Below are 13,983 nucleotides of genomic sequence, written 5' to 3' on the forward strand. Positions count from 1 at the left end.
CTTAAATTAGTCCCTCTTAGTACCGAGAATATTTCCTTTAACTAAAATGTTCGCTTTATCTTCCGCTTGTTGTACAATAAAGCTCATTTCTTGAGTAGAAAATCCTAATTCAAGTAAATGTTTAGCCATTTTATTTACCCACTCACAGTAATCGGAATATGAAACATAACCCCTTAAAAATTTACTTCTCTTTCCAATGATTGTATTTAAATAAAGTTGTTTAACCATTTCCTTTTCCGACATATTCTTTTTATTACACATATGCCCCATTCCTCTCTGAAAAAAGTTTGCTAAAAACAAAAAACGACTAGGAAAATAAAAATTCCTAATCGTTTCTACACCCTTAATAGATTGTTATTTGTTAAGTTTTATCTATGTGTATTTGCATATAAATCACGAATCACATCATAAATACTTAACTTTCCACTCGTGCTTTTCTTTAGCTTTTGGCTATAAAAATACTTCGCGGTATAAGATTGCCCGCCATAATCAAAAGCCACTAATGTTCCTTTATAGTCAGGATCTCTTTTATCAAAATCAATATAAATATCGTCTCGATAAAAGTAAAATACAGGCTTAGTTTTTTCTTCAACTGGAGTATCCTCAATAGAAACAAGTGCAAGTTTCGAATACGTTTTACCTAAATCATAAAACTTCAATTCGATCTTTTCATGAAACAAAGATTGTAACTCCATTGTATCCCTCATAATGCCTTCATCTAACCAACTCACATAAAGCACCCTTTCAAAAAAGTTTTTTAAAATACACCCTTTAAATCTTGAAAAAAGACTAGATTAATAAACTACTTCCTCTCACCTCCTAGAAATGCAAAAGAGCCCTTCAAGGAACAGACTAATAAAAATGAACACACTGGTAGTGTTCTAGTCTGAACCCGAAGGGCTCTTGAAATTTAATAACTACTCTGCTGACCTAAATAAATGGTCGCAACACAAAAAATAAAAAAACAAAAAAATCTTATAATCTTATTATATTGAATTATCCTTTATTTATCTACCATATTATGATTTAAAATAACATTTTTGCTTATAACTAAAAATAGCACAATACATTTAATATGTACTGTGCTATTTCTCTTGCTACGTTTACTACTCTTAAGTTTAATAACTAGCTAATAAGGTAGCTGATTGTTCCTCTTTAGCCGACTTTATTTCTTTCGTACTAAAATAACGTTGTTCTGCCCTATCTAATATCGCGTCAATCTGATTACGATAGTATCTTATATCTTTACGTGTTTTAGATTCCAATAAAGCAACCTTTAATCTGTCAATTTCGATCTTCTCTTCATTTGTTAAAACATCCACAAGTTTCGGCATAGTTTCATTCCTTCCGTAACCTTTTCCTTATTATAACATTTTTCACTTGTAGTATGTAGCATAATCAAGACTAAATTTCTAGTCTTGATTATTGTTGTTCTCATTGTTTTCTGGATTTAATTCTCTTTCTAATCTTCCGTTGATTTCCTTGATATGAGTATCTATTTTAGAATTCTGTTTCGAAAGGTCAAGTCTTCGTAAAATAGCTTCTCCACCCATTCCAGAACCTATAGAAATCAAAATTACTCGGTCAATTGAAGTGGTGTCTGCCAAAAGTACCATACCAATGGCTCCAACAGCACCAAAAAGCATATCATCAAAGAAACCGAGTGTGAAAGAGGTTTTAGTTTTCTTAGGCTTTATATATTTTTTATGAGTAACTCTATGTCCTAAGATACCAACAAATCCACCTACAAACATTGCTATTAATATGTTAGTAAACATATTACCACTCCTCTCTAAAAGTCTGATAAAAACACAAAAAAGCGGCCTTCAACCGATTCTTGATACACTGTAGTGCGAAATAGACACACTGGTAGTGTAATAGAAATCGATCCGAAGGACCGCTATGATTGATAACTACTCTGCTGACCGTAAAAAATAGGTCGCAACACTAAAAAAACAAAAAATAAAACATTTATAATCTAAATATACTAGAATATGTTTCCAATAACAATTGTTTTTTAAGACAAAATATCATCAATAACATTTTATCTGCGATTAGTCGTCACAACCGTCATTATCGTCATATTATCCTTCCATTCTCTTAAGTAATTCTTTAACCGCTTTATGGCTGCCATCTTTTTTAATATCTTCAAGAAAATCAATGTATATGGTTTCAAGCACCATTTCTAACGTAAAAGGATGGTCCGGGTAGAAATTACTTAGATCACTCAGCAAGACCTCACCTCGCAATGCCTCTTTACGTTGAATGCGTACTGTTAGTTCATGTGTATCTTCATAAGGATCATCGTGGTAATAATCATCTATGTGCAACCCTTTAATACTAGGAGACTTCTTTTCATGTACAGTTAATCTTCGATATAAATTGAAAAGAGATTCTTTTGCTCGATTCACTCTTAAAAAATCCTCATATAAAATACCTAATAATATATTTTGATCAAACTCATCTTCTGATAATTCTCTTATATCATCGCAAAAAACCTCTGCTCTAAGATAAAGGTCATTTGGTATATAGATTTTAAGATGAACATTCTTTCCTGAAAATAAAAGAAATGATAATGCCTTTTCTGCAAAAGTTTTATCTTTTAACTTCGTCAATTCATTACCAATTAAATCGAGCTTACTATATTTTACTCTCTCCATATTATTCATCTCCATCTTCTAGCATGGATAATAAAATTCGATGTACACCTTTCCTAACAGAAACATTCCAAAGAATAGATAATCGTACAACCTCATCATATTCAGTCTTTTTTAATTTAATGTGAACATAATCATATGTATCTTCATAAGGAATTACGGGTAATCCTTTAATATATGGTTTGGTTAAGGCTTGTTCAACTAACATGGTCGAAAATGAAGTAGCTGTCATTTCCTTTTTATACGCTCCCCATCTCACCAGTCTCTTTTGTTCTTCAGTAAGCGGAACTTTAACATCCTTCTTCTTATCTGATCTTTCTTTTCTGGGTCTAGAAGGCTTATTATATTGTTTTTCATTCGGTGGAAGTTTTGGTTTTGTTTTCTGATACATGGGATTTAGATTCAACGTTATCACTCCTTTTAAAAGAGTATCTATTAGATTAAGTCAGGGTCGTTTGTCCAAATGGTTTATTATACTCTATGAGTGATTACTAGACTTTATGTTATAAATTCTTAAAATTTTGACCATACTTGTTTTACAAGTAACCCTTGTTAGGAGGAGAAAATAAATGCAACGTTCTGTTACAAAAGAGCAAGCTAAAGAGTTGGCGAAACTGAGCAAAAAGACAAAAGGAAATATAAAAATTGTAAATTCGAAGAAAAAATAGGGTAACAAAAATGCCACAGACCATCATAATGATGATTTGTGGCATTTTTAATCGAGTTTTTTATCTCTTTACCAGTTTAGCAAAAAAAGCATATATACTTGTTGTTTTATATATGCATTTAAATCATAATCTTTTCAATTATGTTTACGGTAAGGTGAAGTCCTTTGCTTTCGTTGGATCAGATGCACTTTAAATGGGCTATCAGGATTATATTTAAAACCCCATTATTTCACAAATTTATTATATTCGTGGATGAATGGTTTAATATTAAACCCTTTTTTACTGGGATTTCAAAATAATAGTTATAAGCAACTATTCCAAAGATTAAAACATTAGGTTGTTCGTCAATGAGATATAAAACATCGAACTTTACATTGCTTATTTACTTACTTGTTCAAGCCACACCTTAAACGGATGTCTACTTTTCTCTACCCAATGGTTACAAAGTAAATATTTTTCACCATGCACTTTTATTGGATTTACATAGTATCGGTCTCTACCATTTATTTTGCGTTGTGAGGAAAGGGGCGTACCTTCAATAACCTTTTGTAGCATGGGATATGGAAGTAAAAAGGTCTCCTTGCTGTATCGAGCATCACATAAATGAACAATCTTTTCTTTTGGAAGTTTATTTTGGTTAATTAGGTCATCGATTATATCACGAACAAAAACTGCTATCGGTTTTTCATTTGAATCAGTGAATGATTTACTACTTTTAGTCACAACAGTTCCATCATGTTTATCGGTTGTACCAGTATTAGATGATAAAAACATTTGATACATTTGAATACTTCTCAAAAAAAGCTCAGAGGTGTCTGCTACGGTTGAAGAAAGTGCAACCACTGGCTCTAAGATTTGAATTTGGAAATCTTCATTTGCTATTATTTCTATTGTAAATTCCAAATTTAAGGAATTATAAAGTTCATTTATTTCGTCAATTGCAGAAATTAATGGTTCATAGGTAGATTTATTAATCTTAGGAGATGCAAAAATAATCGTACCTTTTCTCATATTAAAGTAACCAAACATAACCATTGAAGTACGAACAATTTTCTTTATCACACGTTCTACTGTTTCAATCTTGCTACCATAATTCAAACCCGCTTCATGAAATGAAACATCTACTCCATAAATTCCATGAACAGCACCGTTTTTTATTCTTAATCCCAAAGCATCCATTTCCCCTTGCTGTATCAGTTGTAAATGGGATTTATTGTTCTTAAAAATATTGAATGAATACTTTTCTTCAAAATATGTACTAACCGTTTGCATAATTTTTTCAATATCATTTTCATTGTCCAACTTCCAATGATTTATAGATGGCTTCCAATTTAATTGAACAGACTGGCACTTTTTAATATGACGAAGCCATGACAGCATTAAAGATTCTCCAATTTCTATTTTCATATATGTTTGTCCTCCTCTAAATCTATGTTATCCATATTATAAAGGAAAAAATTGTAGTTTTATTTAGCAATTACAAAACTAACAACCGCTTCTAATCATGAATAGTTAAACAACGACTACATCTATAAACTGTTACAGTAGGGAGTTATTAGTATACCTAAATGAAGGAAAATTGATTTTCAAATAGAATGATTACTATTAGCAGTTTTACTTATAATCGATTAGGAGAAAAGAAATGGCAAAAAACATGGAGTTAATACACATTGATTGGGAAGGACATTTTCATTTGGATGAACTTCATATTTTAACAGATGAAGAAAAAGATTACGGATTTTATTCGATATACGGTAAGCACCCTGTTTATGGAAGTAACGTACTACTTTATATCGGAAAGGCGGATTTACAAACGATTGGCAAGAGAGTATCCCAGGAAAACTGGTGGGATACAAATGATTCCAATAATCTTCAAATTTATATAGGTAGGTTAGCAGGAGAATTTACGCCTTCAGAAGAAAAGTGGTCAAAAGAAATTGATCTTGCAGAAAAACTATTAATCTATGTACATAAGCCTGCTTACAATTCTAAAAACCTCACTTCCATACCAGAACAGGATTTAAAGAATATTCATATTCTAAATTGGGGTTGCTATCGTGACCTACTTCCTGAAATTTCAGGGCTTCGATGGACAAGTGCTTTAGATCATATGGAATATGAAGTTTATAAACTAAAAAATAGGTCGGATAACAGGTAATAGCCCCTATATAATCCGACCTTTTATACTAGAAAATAGTGTTCAGTCTTATTTAGCGAAAGTGTTCATTTCTACTTGGCGGTTACAACAATTTTGAATGTTTTGATTTCCGGTATTAAAAAAAGTATCAGTAATCTGCTTTATTATTTTCTTAGACTTTTGAAAATTTTGTTATAATTTTAACCTTTTATCAAAATCATTTATTAAAAAATTAATTTTCATTTTCTTTTGTATAGCCGTTATTTCGTTAATAATTTTTTTATCAGAAATACTCTCCTTTAGATCTTCCGCTGAAACATAAGTTATATCTTTGTCTTTCTTATTTTTATAATCAAGAATATATACAATAATTAATTCCTGACAGTATTCTTTATAATACCTGTTTTCTTTTGAAGCGTGGTAAATGCTTGTTTTCATATCAATAATTTTGTCTGCTTTTAGAATCCTTGATCCTTTTGAATGAAATTTTATTTTATTATAAGTTGGATTAATTACTAAATCTGGTCTTTTATCGTTAGGAAGTACACAATCTGAAACGATAGCTTCACCATAGAGTTCTCTAAGAGCCTTATAAACTAAATTCTCCCATTGATAAGATAGGGTATTTTTTATGTAATATTTATGGGCTAATTCTGCTTGTTTTAAAGCCTTTGATTCATCCGAAACTAATTTATAAAGACTATAAAAAACAAAGTGAGACTGCACATCGTTACTACCATACATAACAGTATTTCTTAATCCTTGTTTTCGGTTGGATAAATATACCTCATCATAAATCTCATCTATTGCTTCTTTCCAGTATTTAATATCAAATTCTTTTGATCCATCCGTCTCTTCTATTCCTTTTATAATATCTTTAATTATAGAAAAATCATTAGAAGTAAATTCATCTTCTAATTCATCAAGAATACGTAATTTATGTTCCAATCTAGTTCACCACCTAAACATTTTTGTATACATGAAGGATTATTAATATTATTTTTCACATGATTTTTTAATGCCCATAAAATCTATATATACATTATCTCATTTGACTAAATCAATCACCTTATTCATTATTGGAACTGAATATTGTAGTCCTATATTGTATTTTTATACTGGGATTGTTTGTTTTACTTCTTTACGATATTTTTAGCTATAGAATATAACTTACATTTCAAATGATTTATTCCAATTTATTCCAATCAATTCCATAATATCTAATATTAATATTCCTTACTCTCCTTTCTCGGTTTTACTCTCTTTTTCATTTCCATAAATGATTTTATATATAAAATCCATAAAAAAAGATAAAGTCCAATAAATAATACAATAGGAAATAAATATTCACTGTTAAGTCCATCAAAACTATAAAGAAAGTAAAGATACCATTCTACGAAAAAGAAGATAATACCTAATAATATTAAAGAAATGCCCCCGACTATCTTTTTCACCTTACTTAACCACCTTATCATAACCGTTATTTCCATCTTTCACTAATCCAGGTACACTCCAAACCCCTATTTTCTTATCCTTAGCAACTTTCTCTACTTCCCTCAAAAACGAAGCATATTTAGTATCAGGTTCAATAACATATCGGACAATACCTAATCCATTTTTGATAACTAACTCTTCATAAAGATGATCCCCAACCCATATGTACGCTAATAAACGGGAATATTTATCGAAAGGTTCTGCTTTCTCAGATATTTCTATAACTACTGTTTGATTAACCAATATCTTTCTAGCAAACTCTCTGGCCTCTTTTGTAAATAAATGCCCTTCTTTTATTTCAGGTGTATCTAAATTAAGTATTCTAGTAGTAATAATCTTTCCATTTCCATTTCCGTCTTCATCTAAAAATTCAATGTCACAAGTATCGCCATCATAGCAACTATGAACAACCGCATTTTTTAATTTAGTATCATTAGATAGTTCTTCACCTGTAATACTTTCTATTTTATTTTTAATATTAAATATGTCTTCGCCTAGTGATTTTTTTACAGCTGTACCTGCAGCTTTCCCAGCTACGTCACCAACTTTATCGCCAATAAACTTACCAACTGTTTCACCAAAAAAATTAGTAATTGTACTCTCTACAGTATCATCAACTGTATCTTCTACTGTATCGCCAACCTCTTCATTTAGCTTTTCTCCAAAACCAACAACATCAATGGCATCTTCAAGTAAATTTTTATTGGTATCAGTAGGTACTTCATCGCTAACTCTTGGAGCGCAAGCACTTAATAAAGTAATAAGAAATACAATAGCTAATATTTTTCCGATTTTCATTTAATCCTTCCTTTCTAAAATCCTAATTTATATAGATAAACCTAAGCTAATCAACGTACAGCCAAAAAGTTGAGTATATATTATCGATTGGCGTTTAATAGTTTTTGGGTTATACATCCAAATCAATGTGAATGTTATTAAAAACAAACCAAGTAACGAAATTAAAAATCCAAAAATAGACATTGTTTCCCCCCCTTGCCTAACGGATACAAAAAACTCCCCAACAAACAAAGACAGGTATCTGCCTTGCTTACTGGGGAGTTCCCATTGACCGTATAAATATCTCTACTTATTATAATACTTCTCTACTAGACAATCCATAGTTTCTTATTTAAGTGGTATCAAATTTTATAAGGTGTCACCCAAACAATCTTCTATTTTTTAGGTTTATTTTGTAAAGAGTTAATTTTATTTTCATATTCTCTTTTTAAATTAGCTATATCCTCTTTATTGTCATTTTTAATTTTATTAATATCCTTTTTTAACATTTCAATCTCATTTTCATAACGATTTTTCAAATTTTCAATTTCAATTTTGTGAGTATCCTTTAAGTTCTCAAGTTTGGCATTACACACTTCCCAGGCTTCTTGCTTAGCTTCTTTCCGAATATCTTTTCGTTCTTCACTCAACTTTTGGTTAAATTCATTACGCAAGTCTGTTTCTTTCATTAAGAGCTTTTCTTTTAAATCATATTCATGTTCTTGTTTAATCCTAATAATTTCATTTTCTCTTTCTCTTAACTTATCTGCAATTTCTTTATTCTCAGCAATTAACTCTTTAGATTCTTGAAGTTCACCATGCAAATTTGCTATTTGTTGGTCTTTTAGCCGACTACGTTCTTGCTCGTGTTCTAGATCCTTATTTAATGAAGTGGTTGCTTGTTCATGGGTTTTCCGTTCCAATTCAATACTTCTCTCTACGTCATTAAGGTGTTGCTGCATACTTTCCTTTTCACTAATGGCTTTTTCTTTAGCAACATCAGACTCCTTCTTATCTTCTAATGCTAGTTTTCGACCTTCATAAGCAAGGTCACGTTCTTGTTGGAGTTTTTCTATTTCAGCCATTAATTCAGCAGTCTTCTTTTCAAATTCCTTTGTTGTTGTTGTTTGTTCACTGGTAAAGTGTTCAAGCAAACCAATAAATAGCTTATCTATTTGACTTGTTAAACTTTCTAAACGTGAAATATCTCCTGAATATTTGCCAACAATTAAAGGGTCTATTTTAGGTAAACCCTTCCCTTCTTTTAAGCGGGACATTTTCCACATTTGAACAAGTTTTAATTGGAAATCTTTCTTATTTTCTACCTTACCTTCTGCAAGAGCTTGTTCAAATAGTGACTCGACCTCTCCGTACTGTTCTTCATCTAATTTAGCTTGCCAAAGCCTTTGTTCAGCCAAGTTTACCGCACCTTTCTATTTTTATAAATATGGTTTACCTTTTCATTATTAATGGTTATATAATAACACTTATTTAGGCATTTTTAAATATTTAAGGTAAACCTTTTGTAAAACAAAATAAGAGACTTATGAACATAAATCCTTACGTATATATAGGTTTACCTAAAATTAAGGTTTACCAAAAGGTAAAATTCTTAAACTTAAGATAAAAAAATAATCACATAAAAATATGTGATCATTTTTCATAATCCCTTTGAAATTCTTTCCTCACTACTTCTAACATCAACTCATCCATTGTAATGTTTTGACGTTCGGCTCTTTTCTTTATTTCTGCTTTAAGGTCAGATGGTAGATATAATTGTAAAACTTCTAAATCAGAATCGATTAAAACACCATTATGTCTTATGGATACATTTCCCTCAATTAAACTTTGTTGCAGCATGTTGATTTCATCCATAAATTCTTGTCGGTCAATTTCGATAAGAGTTGGTTTAATCTCGATTTCAATCATATCTTCTTCTTCAAATAATCGAATATTTAAAGGGCCAGCACTTTGATAAAATAGATCAATGATTTTATAGGTAGTTGATTTTATTTGTCTAGGTTTCGTAAAACGGAATTTTGCATGACCTTTTTTCGTATTATATTTCCCTTCTTCTATAATGTAGGCAGGATTAAAACCTTCTGATTTTAGTTCATTTATTTCTACTGTTCTTCCATCTTCCGTAAGAGCTATGATTCCTTCATTACTGATTTCTTTTATCCTTGCAACTTTATTTAATTTAGAATTAAAAAACAATTGAAATAAGCAATACCCAGTTTCCTTTGAATAAAACGATTTCTTCTCATATTTCTTCTGCTTAGAATAATTCTCTATAAACCGCTTTACTTCATCATCAGCTATAAAGTACATATCGCGCCCTTTATAAGATTGTAACGTAGCTTCTAGTTCACCACTATTTATATACTTTAATACTGTGGTTTGCGAAACACCTAATTCTTTAGCAACCTCTCCAGTAGTTTTACCTGGTTTCTTTTCAACTAAAGTATCTACATTAATATCCTCTTCATAAAAGAAATATTGCCCATCCCAATGCCAAGTATCTTTATTAAAAGGTACAATCTTATTTTGCTTAATATAGTTATATACTGTATGTTCTGTAACCTCTAATAGTTTGGCTACATCACCTGTCGTTAGCCTTTTTTTATCACTTTCCATGTTTATTACCTCCAATTCGTGCGAGAAGATTTATGGTCTTCCACCATCTCTTTGATAGTAGATAGAGGTTCTCCAGATAAAGGTTTAATTTCAGACAGCAACCTCTTTTTTTCTTTCAGTAGTTGCCTTAAAACCTCTGGGTGTTCCTTCTGAATTTCGATTTGACTCTCAACGTGAATATATTTTTCATATAATTCAACTAAGCGGTCCATTGCTTCATAGTAAGTCAACAATTTCATGGTTTCTCTCTCTTCCTCTTGAATAAAGATTGCACTTCACTAATGATGCGCTCTTTTTTTATCTAATAAATCTCATATCACTGGCATAGAAAATCCCTCTACTTTTACCAAAGTCAACCCAATAGGCAATGGGATTGCTTTTTTTCTCAATTTCAACAATTGTTCCTTTTTTGCCGATAAATTCAGATACATATAATTCATCACTAGGATCTACTTTATTTTTAGTGCGTATAATTTCAACAAAATCCTTCACTTGAAATTGTTCATCTAAACTATCAAGTTGAATTACGACTTCATCTACCTCAATATTTTCTCTCTCTGGCTCTTTTGCCTTTTCGGTAGGTTCCTTTGGTTCAATGTTCATAGAGAAAATATCAAGCTGTTTAACGTTTTTCTTTTCCATTAACTAATCTCCCAATTTAAAGGCACGGATTATTTTCATTTTTGTATTTGGTGGTACAATAATACGATTATTTTCATTAAATGAATAATCGACTAGAGGATAGATGAAATAAGTGGTTAAATGGTCATATTCACTTGATTCTTCGAAAATTTCAGCAGCATTATCTAAAGACTCCGCTTTAATAACAGAATGGAAGTAATCAGCATTATCCGTTCTTTTTATTACTAAAAACTTTTTCATTTTGCGCTCTCCTTTACGATGTTATTTTGACAAAAAGACCAATGCTTAATTGGTCTTAGATAAGTTAATCATCATACTTTTGTTCACGTTAACTTCCTTTGAAATCTTTAAAAGCAGTTCTATTACGCCCCTTCAGCCGGACTCACAGTTATATGTACTTCTTCATTTAACTCAATACTTCTCAATACAAGGTTGTTAAATTCATCAAGGATTTGTGCTAATGTAAAAGCTTTATCTTTTGAGGTAGATACAACTTCTATTGGTTTTTCATCATTAACAACCACATTAAACTTCATCATTTTAGCCTGGGATCTTCCTTCACCTACAGGTTCGTGTTCCCCGCCTTCTGAAAAACACTGTTCACAAGTATAGGTAATAGAATCATCAAAAAGCGAACCCATTTTAATCAGTACTTCTGCATCAAATTCCTTTTGACATACATTACACATTTCTTTTTTCATAAATAGTCCTCTCCTTTTCATTTTACCAACTAAGAAATCTTTTGTTAAGTTATTACATTATAACAATAGTATTACTAACTATGTTTATGTTAACATAAACATAGACAATTTACTAACTTTTTATAAAGTTGTATACGTTAATAGGATAATGGAAGAATAAAGTATTCTTACAGTTGACCACACAACTATCCTAACCTTCATGTATAATAAGTTTTAGAGAAATTAGTTATGTTTACTAACTTTATGATGATTAACTTATTACTAAATGAAAGGAGAATAACTATGTCTTTAATAATAAGTTCATCAAATTTACAAAGAGATACAAAAGACTTTGAAAAGATTATTTCAAAGTTAGATAGCAATAAAACAGAAGTAATAAATAAGCTATCTAAAAACAATCGGTTCGAAGAACTGCAATATGAAAAAGAAGAAAATGAAAAAGAAGGTTACCCTTCTTTCCAGTGGTTCTCAGATATTGAATTAATTTATTATTTCGTACATAGACCTAAAGATACCGATGAAAAGAAAAACAGAAATAGAGATACTCGGAAGGATTACATTCGTGAGTTGCTACAATTTTACAAAAGGATTAATGAATTTTCGGATGAAATTCGTTCTGACGTAAATGATTATCAAGAAACCTCATTATTTAAGTTATTACGAAAAAGACACATAAGGAGATACCAAGAGTGGTTGAAAAATGCACCCTTAGGAAGAAACGGAGGAAAATACTCTGCAGCTACATTAAGTTGGAAAACGGTTGTTATAAAATCTTTTTTAATATGGTTGTATAGAGAGGGATATTTGAATGAAGATGTGACACTTGATTTAGCAAGTACGAATTTAAGAGAATGGGATCGACCCAATCGTGAACTTTCTTATGATCAAGTTTCTCAACTTCTCGATTATTATAAATCACACACGATTAATTACGCTTTGTTATCTGTCCTTGCAACGACTGGAGCCCGTGTCGCTGAGATTGCTAACAGCAAGTTTTCCGATTTATATTATGACGCTTATAACGGTAAGTATTGGTTAAAGGTGATTGGTAAAGGAAATAAACCAAGAGAACTTTTAATTTTCAATAATGTCTTTGAACGGATAATCGCTTTTAGAAAGCGAAGAGGGTTAAACACGGTCTTAAATCATACTGATCACAGTCCTCTTTTTACTACCAATAAAATGAAACCTTATTCACCTAAATACTTATCTAACTATATAACTGATATTATAGAAAAAACAAATGTTATAAAGCATTCTGGTAAAATCGGGCCACACCATTTTAGGCATTACTTTGCTATATATAGTGCTCAAAATGGAGCTGATATATTTAGAATCCAACAAACTCTCGGTCATGAATCAATTGAAACAACAAAAGTGTATTTAGAACGTTACATGAAAAAAGAAAATAATGTTGCTTTATTGTGGGATGAATCAAAATTTTAATTTAATTTTTTGAATAAAATAGGAAATTATTCCAGCACAAGTTTTATCCAAATTAGTGAAAATAGAAAAAAGAAGAGAAATGAATAGGGCGTGTTTTAAATGGACATTCAAGAGAATTCTGTTCTAATTCTCGATACTCAAAACAATTTTGACGAACATTCCCTAGATAACGACGAGTTAAAAATAATAGGGATTGAAAATAATTATGATGAAAGCTTAAATATATTAGAAAAAAGCCAACCTGAAATTTTGGTTAAGGTAATTAATGATGAAGATGGACTTACATTAACCGATACACTAAATTATGTACACGATGTAAAGAAAATTTCTGAAGACACTCAGCTTTGTGTAGTAAATGTAGAAAGTGAAATAGACAAGATTCATCAACTTATTAGTGCAGGTGTTACTGGATTACATGATGGCAAAAGTGATCCACTTATAGATGCGTTAAAAATTATGAAACAATATAAATCATATCTTAGTACTGTGTATCAAAAAGTATTACTGGAATCGTACCGGAAAATACCTGGTTCAAACAGAAACGCGAATTAAATGTTAAATAAGGAAGTTGCAAAAAAACATCTATTATCAAATAGAGAAATTGAAGTCCTTGAAGATTTGATAACATATGGTGGTAGTTATGATGAGATTTCTAAAAGGTTGTTTATTTCTCCAAGAACTTTAAAAAATCATATGAGTAAAATAATGTTAAAGCTGAATGCTGATAACCGTACAGCTATTATCCCCATTTCAATTAAAATTGGAATTATAACCATTGACTAGCCCTTTTCTGCTGACTAAACATTAGTCAGTTTTTATTTTCA

At 30.7% G+C, this 13,983-nt stretch carries 20 protein-coding genes; 4 read left to right on the forward strand and 16 right to left on the reverse strand.

Features of this window, described 5'->3' with window-relative positions; genetic code table 11:
- Positions 1–6: 6 nt before the first annotated feature.
- The 7 genes from J0N78_RS17790 to J0N78_RS17820 form a co-directional block, all read right to left on the reverse strand.
- Complete coding sequence (locus J0N78_RS17790) at positions 7–261, reverse strand: hypothetical protein (protein WP_209124449.1); 255 nt, start codon at positions 259–261, stop codon at positions 7–9.
- Positions 262–368: 107 nt separating this feature from the next.
- Positions 369–731: a hypothetical protein gene (locus J0N78_RS17795; protein WP_209124451.1), complete on the reverse strand. Its 363-nt coding sequence runs from the start codon at positions 729–731 to the stop codon at positions 369–371.
- Positions 732–1,118: 387 nt separating this feature from the next.
- The gene (locus J0N78_RS17800; protein WP_209124452.1) at positions 1,119–1,334 is read right to left on the reverse strand and encodes a hypothetical protein; all 216 of its coding nucleotides are present in this window, start codon (positions 1,332–1,334) and stop codon (positions 1,119–1,121) included.
- 78 nt (positions 1,335–1,412) lie between these two features.
- Positions 1,413–1,778 (reverse strand): DUF4257 domain-containing protein, encoded by a 366-nt coding sequence (locus J0N78_RS17805; protein ID WP_209124453.1) that lies wholly within the window; start codon positions 1,776–1,778, stop codon positions 1,413–1,415.
- 306 nt (positions 1,779–2,084) lie between these two features.
- Positions 2,085–2,660, reverse strand: coding sequence for a hypothetical protein (locus J0N78_RS17810; protein WP_209124454.1), 576 nt, complete (start codon positions 2,658–2,660; stop codon positions 2,085–2,087).
- Position 2,661: 1 nt separating this feature from the next.
- Positions 2,662–3,063, reverse strand: coding sequence for a hypothetical protein (locus J0N78_RS17815; protein WP_209124455.1), 402 nt, complete (start codon positions 3,061–3,063; stop codon positions 2,662–2,664).
- 640 nt (positions 3,064–3,703) lie between these two features.
- Positions 3,704–4,732, reverse strand: coding sequence for a hypothetical protein (locus tag J0N78_RS17820; RefSeq protein ID WP_209124456.1), 1,029 nt, complete (start codon positions 4,730–4,732; stop codon positions 3,704–3,706).
- Between the two features lie 235 nt (positions 4,733–4,967).
- Here J0N78_RS17820 and J0N78_RS17825 point away from each other — a divergent pair, with 235 nt between their 5' ends.
- Positions 4,968–5,483 carry a hypothetical protein gene (locus J0N78_RS17825; RefSeq protein WP_209124457.1) on the forward strand — a complete coding sequence of 172 codons (516 nt, stop codon included), beginning with the start codon at positions 4,968–4,970 and terminating at the stop codon, positions 5,481–5,483.
- A gap of 171 nt (positions 5,484–5,654) precedes the next feature.
- On the opposite strand, the gene J0N78_RS17830 is transcribed toward J0N78_RS17825, so the two are convergent.
- The 9 genes from J0N78_RS17830 to J0N78_RS17870 form a co-directional block, all read right to left on the reverse strand.
- Positions 5,655–6,410: a hypothetical protein gene (locus J0N78_RS17830; protein WP_209124458.1), complete on the reverse strand. Its 756-nt coding sequence runs from the start codon at positions 6,408–6,410 to the stop codon at positions 5,655–5,657.
- Positions 6,411–6,688: 278 nt separating this feature from the next.
- Entirely contained in the window at positions 6,689–6,916 is a 228-nt protein-coding gene (locus J0N78_RS17835) for a hypothetical protein (RefSeq protein WP_209124459.1), read from the reverse strand.
- Position 6,917: 1 nt separating this feature from the next.
- Entirely contained in the window at positions 6,918–7,754 is an 837-nt protein-coding gene (locus tag J0N78_RS17840) for a thermonuclease family protein (RefSeq protein ID WP_209124460.1), read from the reverse strand.
- A gap of 374 nt (positions 7,755–8,128) precedes the next feature.
- Positions 8,129–9,151: a coiled-coil domain-containing protein gene (locus tag J0N78_RS17845; protein ID WP_209124461.1), complete on the reverse strand. Its 1,023-nt coding sequence runs from the start codon at positions 9,149–9,151 to the stop codon at positions 8,129–8,131.
- Positions 9,152–9,386: 235 nt separating this feature from the next.
- Positions 9,387–10,370: a helix-turn-helix domain-containing protein gene (locus tag J0N78_RS17850; RefSeq protein WP_209124462.1), complete on the reverse strand. Its 984-nt coding sequence runs from the start codon at positions 10,368–10,370 to the stop codon at positions 9,387–9,389.
- Positions 10,371–10,375: 5 nt separating this feature from the next.
- Entirely contained in the window at positions 10,376–10,609 is a 234-nt protein-coding gene (locus J0N78_RS17855; RefSeq protein WP_209124463.1) for a hypothetical protein, read from the reverse strand.
- Positions 10,610–10,667: 58 nt separating this feature from the next.
- A complete protein-coding gene (locus tag J0N78_RS17860; protein ID WP_209124464.1) occupies positions 10,668–11,012 on the reverse strand; it encodes a hypothetical protein in 345 nt (114 codons plus the stop codon).
- A 3-nt stretch (positions 11,013–11,015) separates the two neighbouring features.
- Complete coding sequence (locus J0N78_RS17865) at positions 11,016–11,252, reverse strand: hypothetical protein (protein ID WP_209124465.1); 237 nt, start codon at positions 11,250–11,252, stop codon at positions 11,016–11,018.
- 122 nt (positions 11,253–11,374) lie between these two features.
- Positions 11,375–11,713, reverse strand: coding sequence for a hypothetical protein (locus J0N78_RS17870; protein ID WP_209124466.1), 339 nt, complete (start codon positions 11,711–11,713; stop codon positions 11,375–11,377).
- A gap of 282 nt (positions 11,714–11,995) precedes the next feature.
- Between J0N78_RS17870 and J0N78_RS17875 the strand changes: the two genes are divergently transcribed.
- The 3 genes from J0N78_RS17875 to J0N78_RS17885 all read left to right on the forward strand — a co-directional run bounded on the left by J0N78_RS17875 (position 11,996) and on the right by J0N78_RS17885 (position 13,942).
- Complete coding sequence (locus J0N78_RS17875; protein ID WP_209124467.1) at positions 11,996–13,159, forward strand: tyrosine-type recombinase/integrase; 1,164 nt, start codon at positions 11,996–11,998, stop codon at positions 13,157–13,159.
- Between the two features lie 99 nt (positions 13,160–13,258).
- Entirely contained in the window at positions 13,259–13,711 is a 453-nt protein-coding gene (locus J0N78_RS17880) for a response regulator transcription factor (protein WP_209124468.1), read from the forward strand.
- Positions 13,712–13,942 (forward strand): response regulator transcription factor, encoded by a 231-nt coding sequence (locus J0N78_RS17885; RefSeq protein ID WP_209124469.1) that lies wholly within the window; start codon positions 13,712–13,714, stop codon positions 13,940–13,942.
- The last annotated feature ends 41 nt before the right edge of the window (positions 13,943–13,983 follow it).

Source organism: Alkalihalobacillus sp. BA299 (assembly GCF_017745675.1).
GTDB lineage: Bacteria > Bacillota > Bacilli > Bacillales > Bacillaceae_F > Alkalihalobacterium.

Coding starts and splice junctions, on each gene's coding strand:
- J0N78_RS17800 (WP_209124452.1), bottom strand. CDS start 1,334: ATGCCGAAACTTGTGGATGTTTTAACAAATGAAGAGAAGATCGAAATT.
- J0N78_RS17805 (WP_209124453.1), bottom strand. CDS start 1,778: ATGTTTACTAACATATTAATAGCAATGTTTGTAGGTGGATTTGTTGGT.
- J0N78_RS17875 (WP_209124467.1), top strand. CDS start 11,996: ATGTCTTTAATAATAAGTTCATCAAATTTACAAAGAGATACAAAAGAC.
- J0N78_RS17870 (WP_209124466.1), bottom strand. CDS start 11,713: ATGAAAAAAGAAATGTGTAATGTATGTCAAAAGGAATTTGATGCAGAA.
- J0N78_RS17840 (WP_209124460.1), bottom strand. CDS start 7,754: ATGAAAATCGGAAAAATATTAGCTATTGTATTTCTTATTACTTTATTA.
- J0N78_RS17810 (WP_209124454.1), bottom strand. CDS start 2,660: ATGGAGAGAGTAAAATATAGTAAGCTCGATTTAATTGGTAATGAATTG.
- J0N78_RS17820 (WP_209124456.1), bottom strand. CDS start 4,732: ATGAAAATAGAAATTGGAGAATCTTTAATGCTGTCATGGCTTCGTCAT.
- J0N78_RS17860 (WP_209124464.1), bottom strand. CDS start 11,012: ATGGAAAAGAAAAACGTTAAACAGCTTGATATTTTCTCTATGAACATT.
- J0N78_RS17865 (WP_209124465.1), bottom strand. CDS start 11,252: ATGAAAAAGTTTTTAGTAATAAAAAGAACGGATAATGCTGATTACTTC.
- J0N78_RS17850 (WP_209124462.1), bottom strand. CDS start 10,370: ATGGAAAGTGATAAAAAAAGGCTAACGACAGGTGATGTAGCCAAACTA.
- J0N78_RS17880 (WP_209124468.1), top strand. CDS start 13,259: ATGGACATTCAAGAGAATTCTGTTCTAATTCTCGATACTCAAAACAAT.
- J0N78_RS17855 (WP_209124463.1), bottom strand. CDS start 10,609: ATGAAATTGTTGACTTACTATGAAGCAATGGACCGCTTAGTTGAATTA.
- J0N78_RS17825 (WP_209124457.1), top strand. CDS start 4,968: ATGGCAAAAAACATGGAGTTAATACACATTGATTGGGAAGGACATTTT.
- J0N78_RS17790 (WP_209124449.1), bottom strand. CDS start 261: ATGTGTAATAAAAAGAATATGTCGGAAAAGGAAATGGTTAAACAACTT.
- J0N78_RS17885 (WP_209124469.1), top strand. CDS start 13,712: ATGTTAAATAAGGAAGTTGCAAAAAAACATCTATTATCAAATAGAGAA.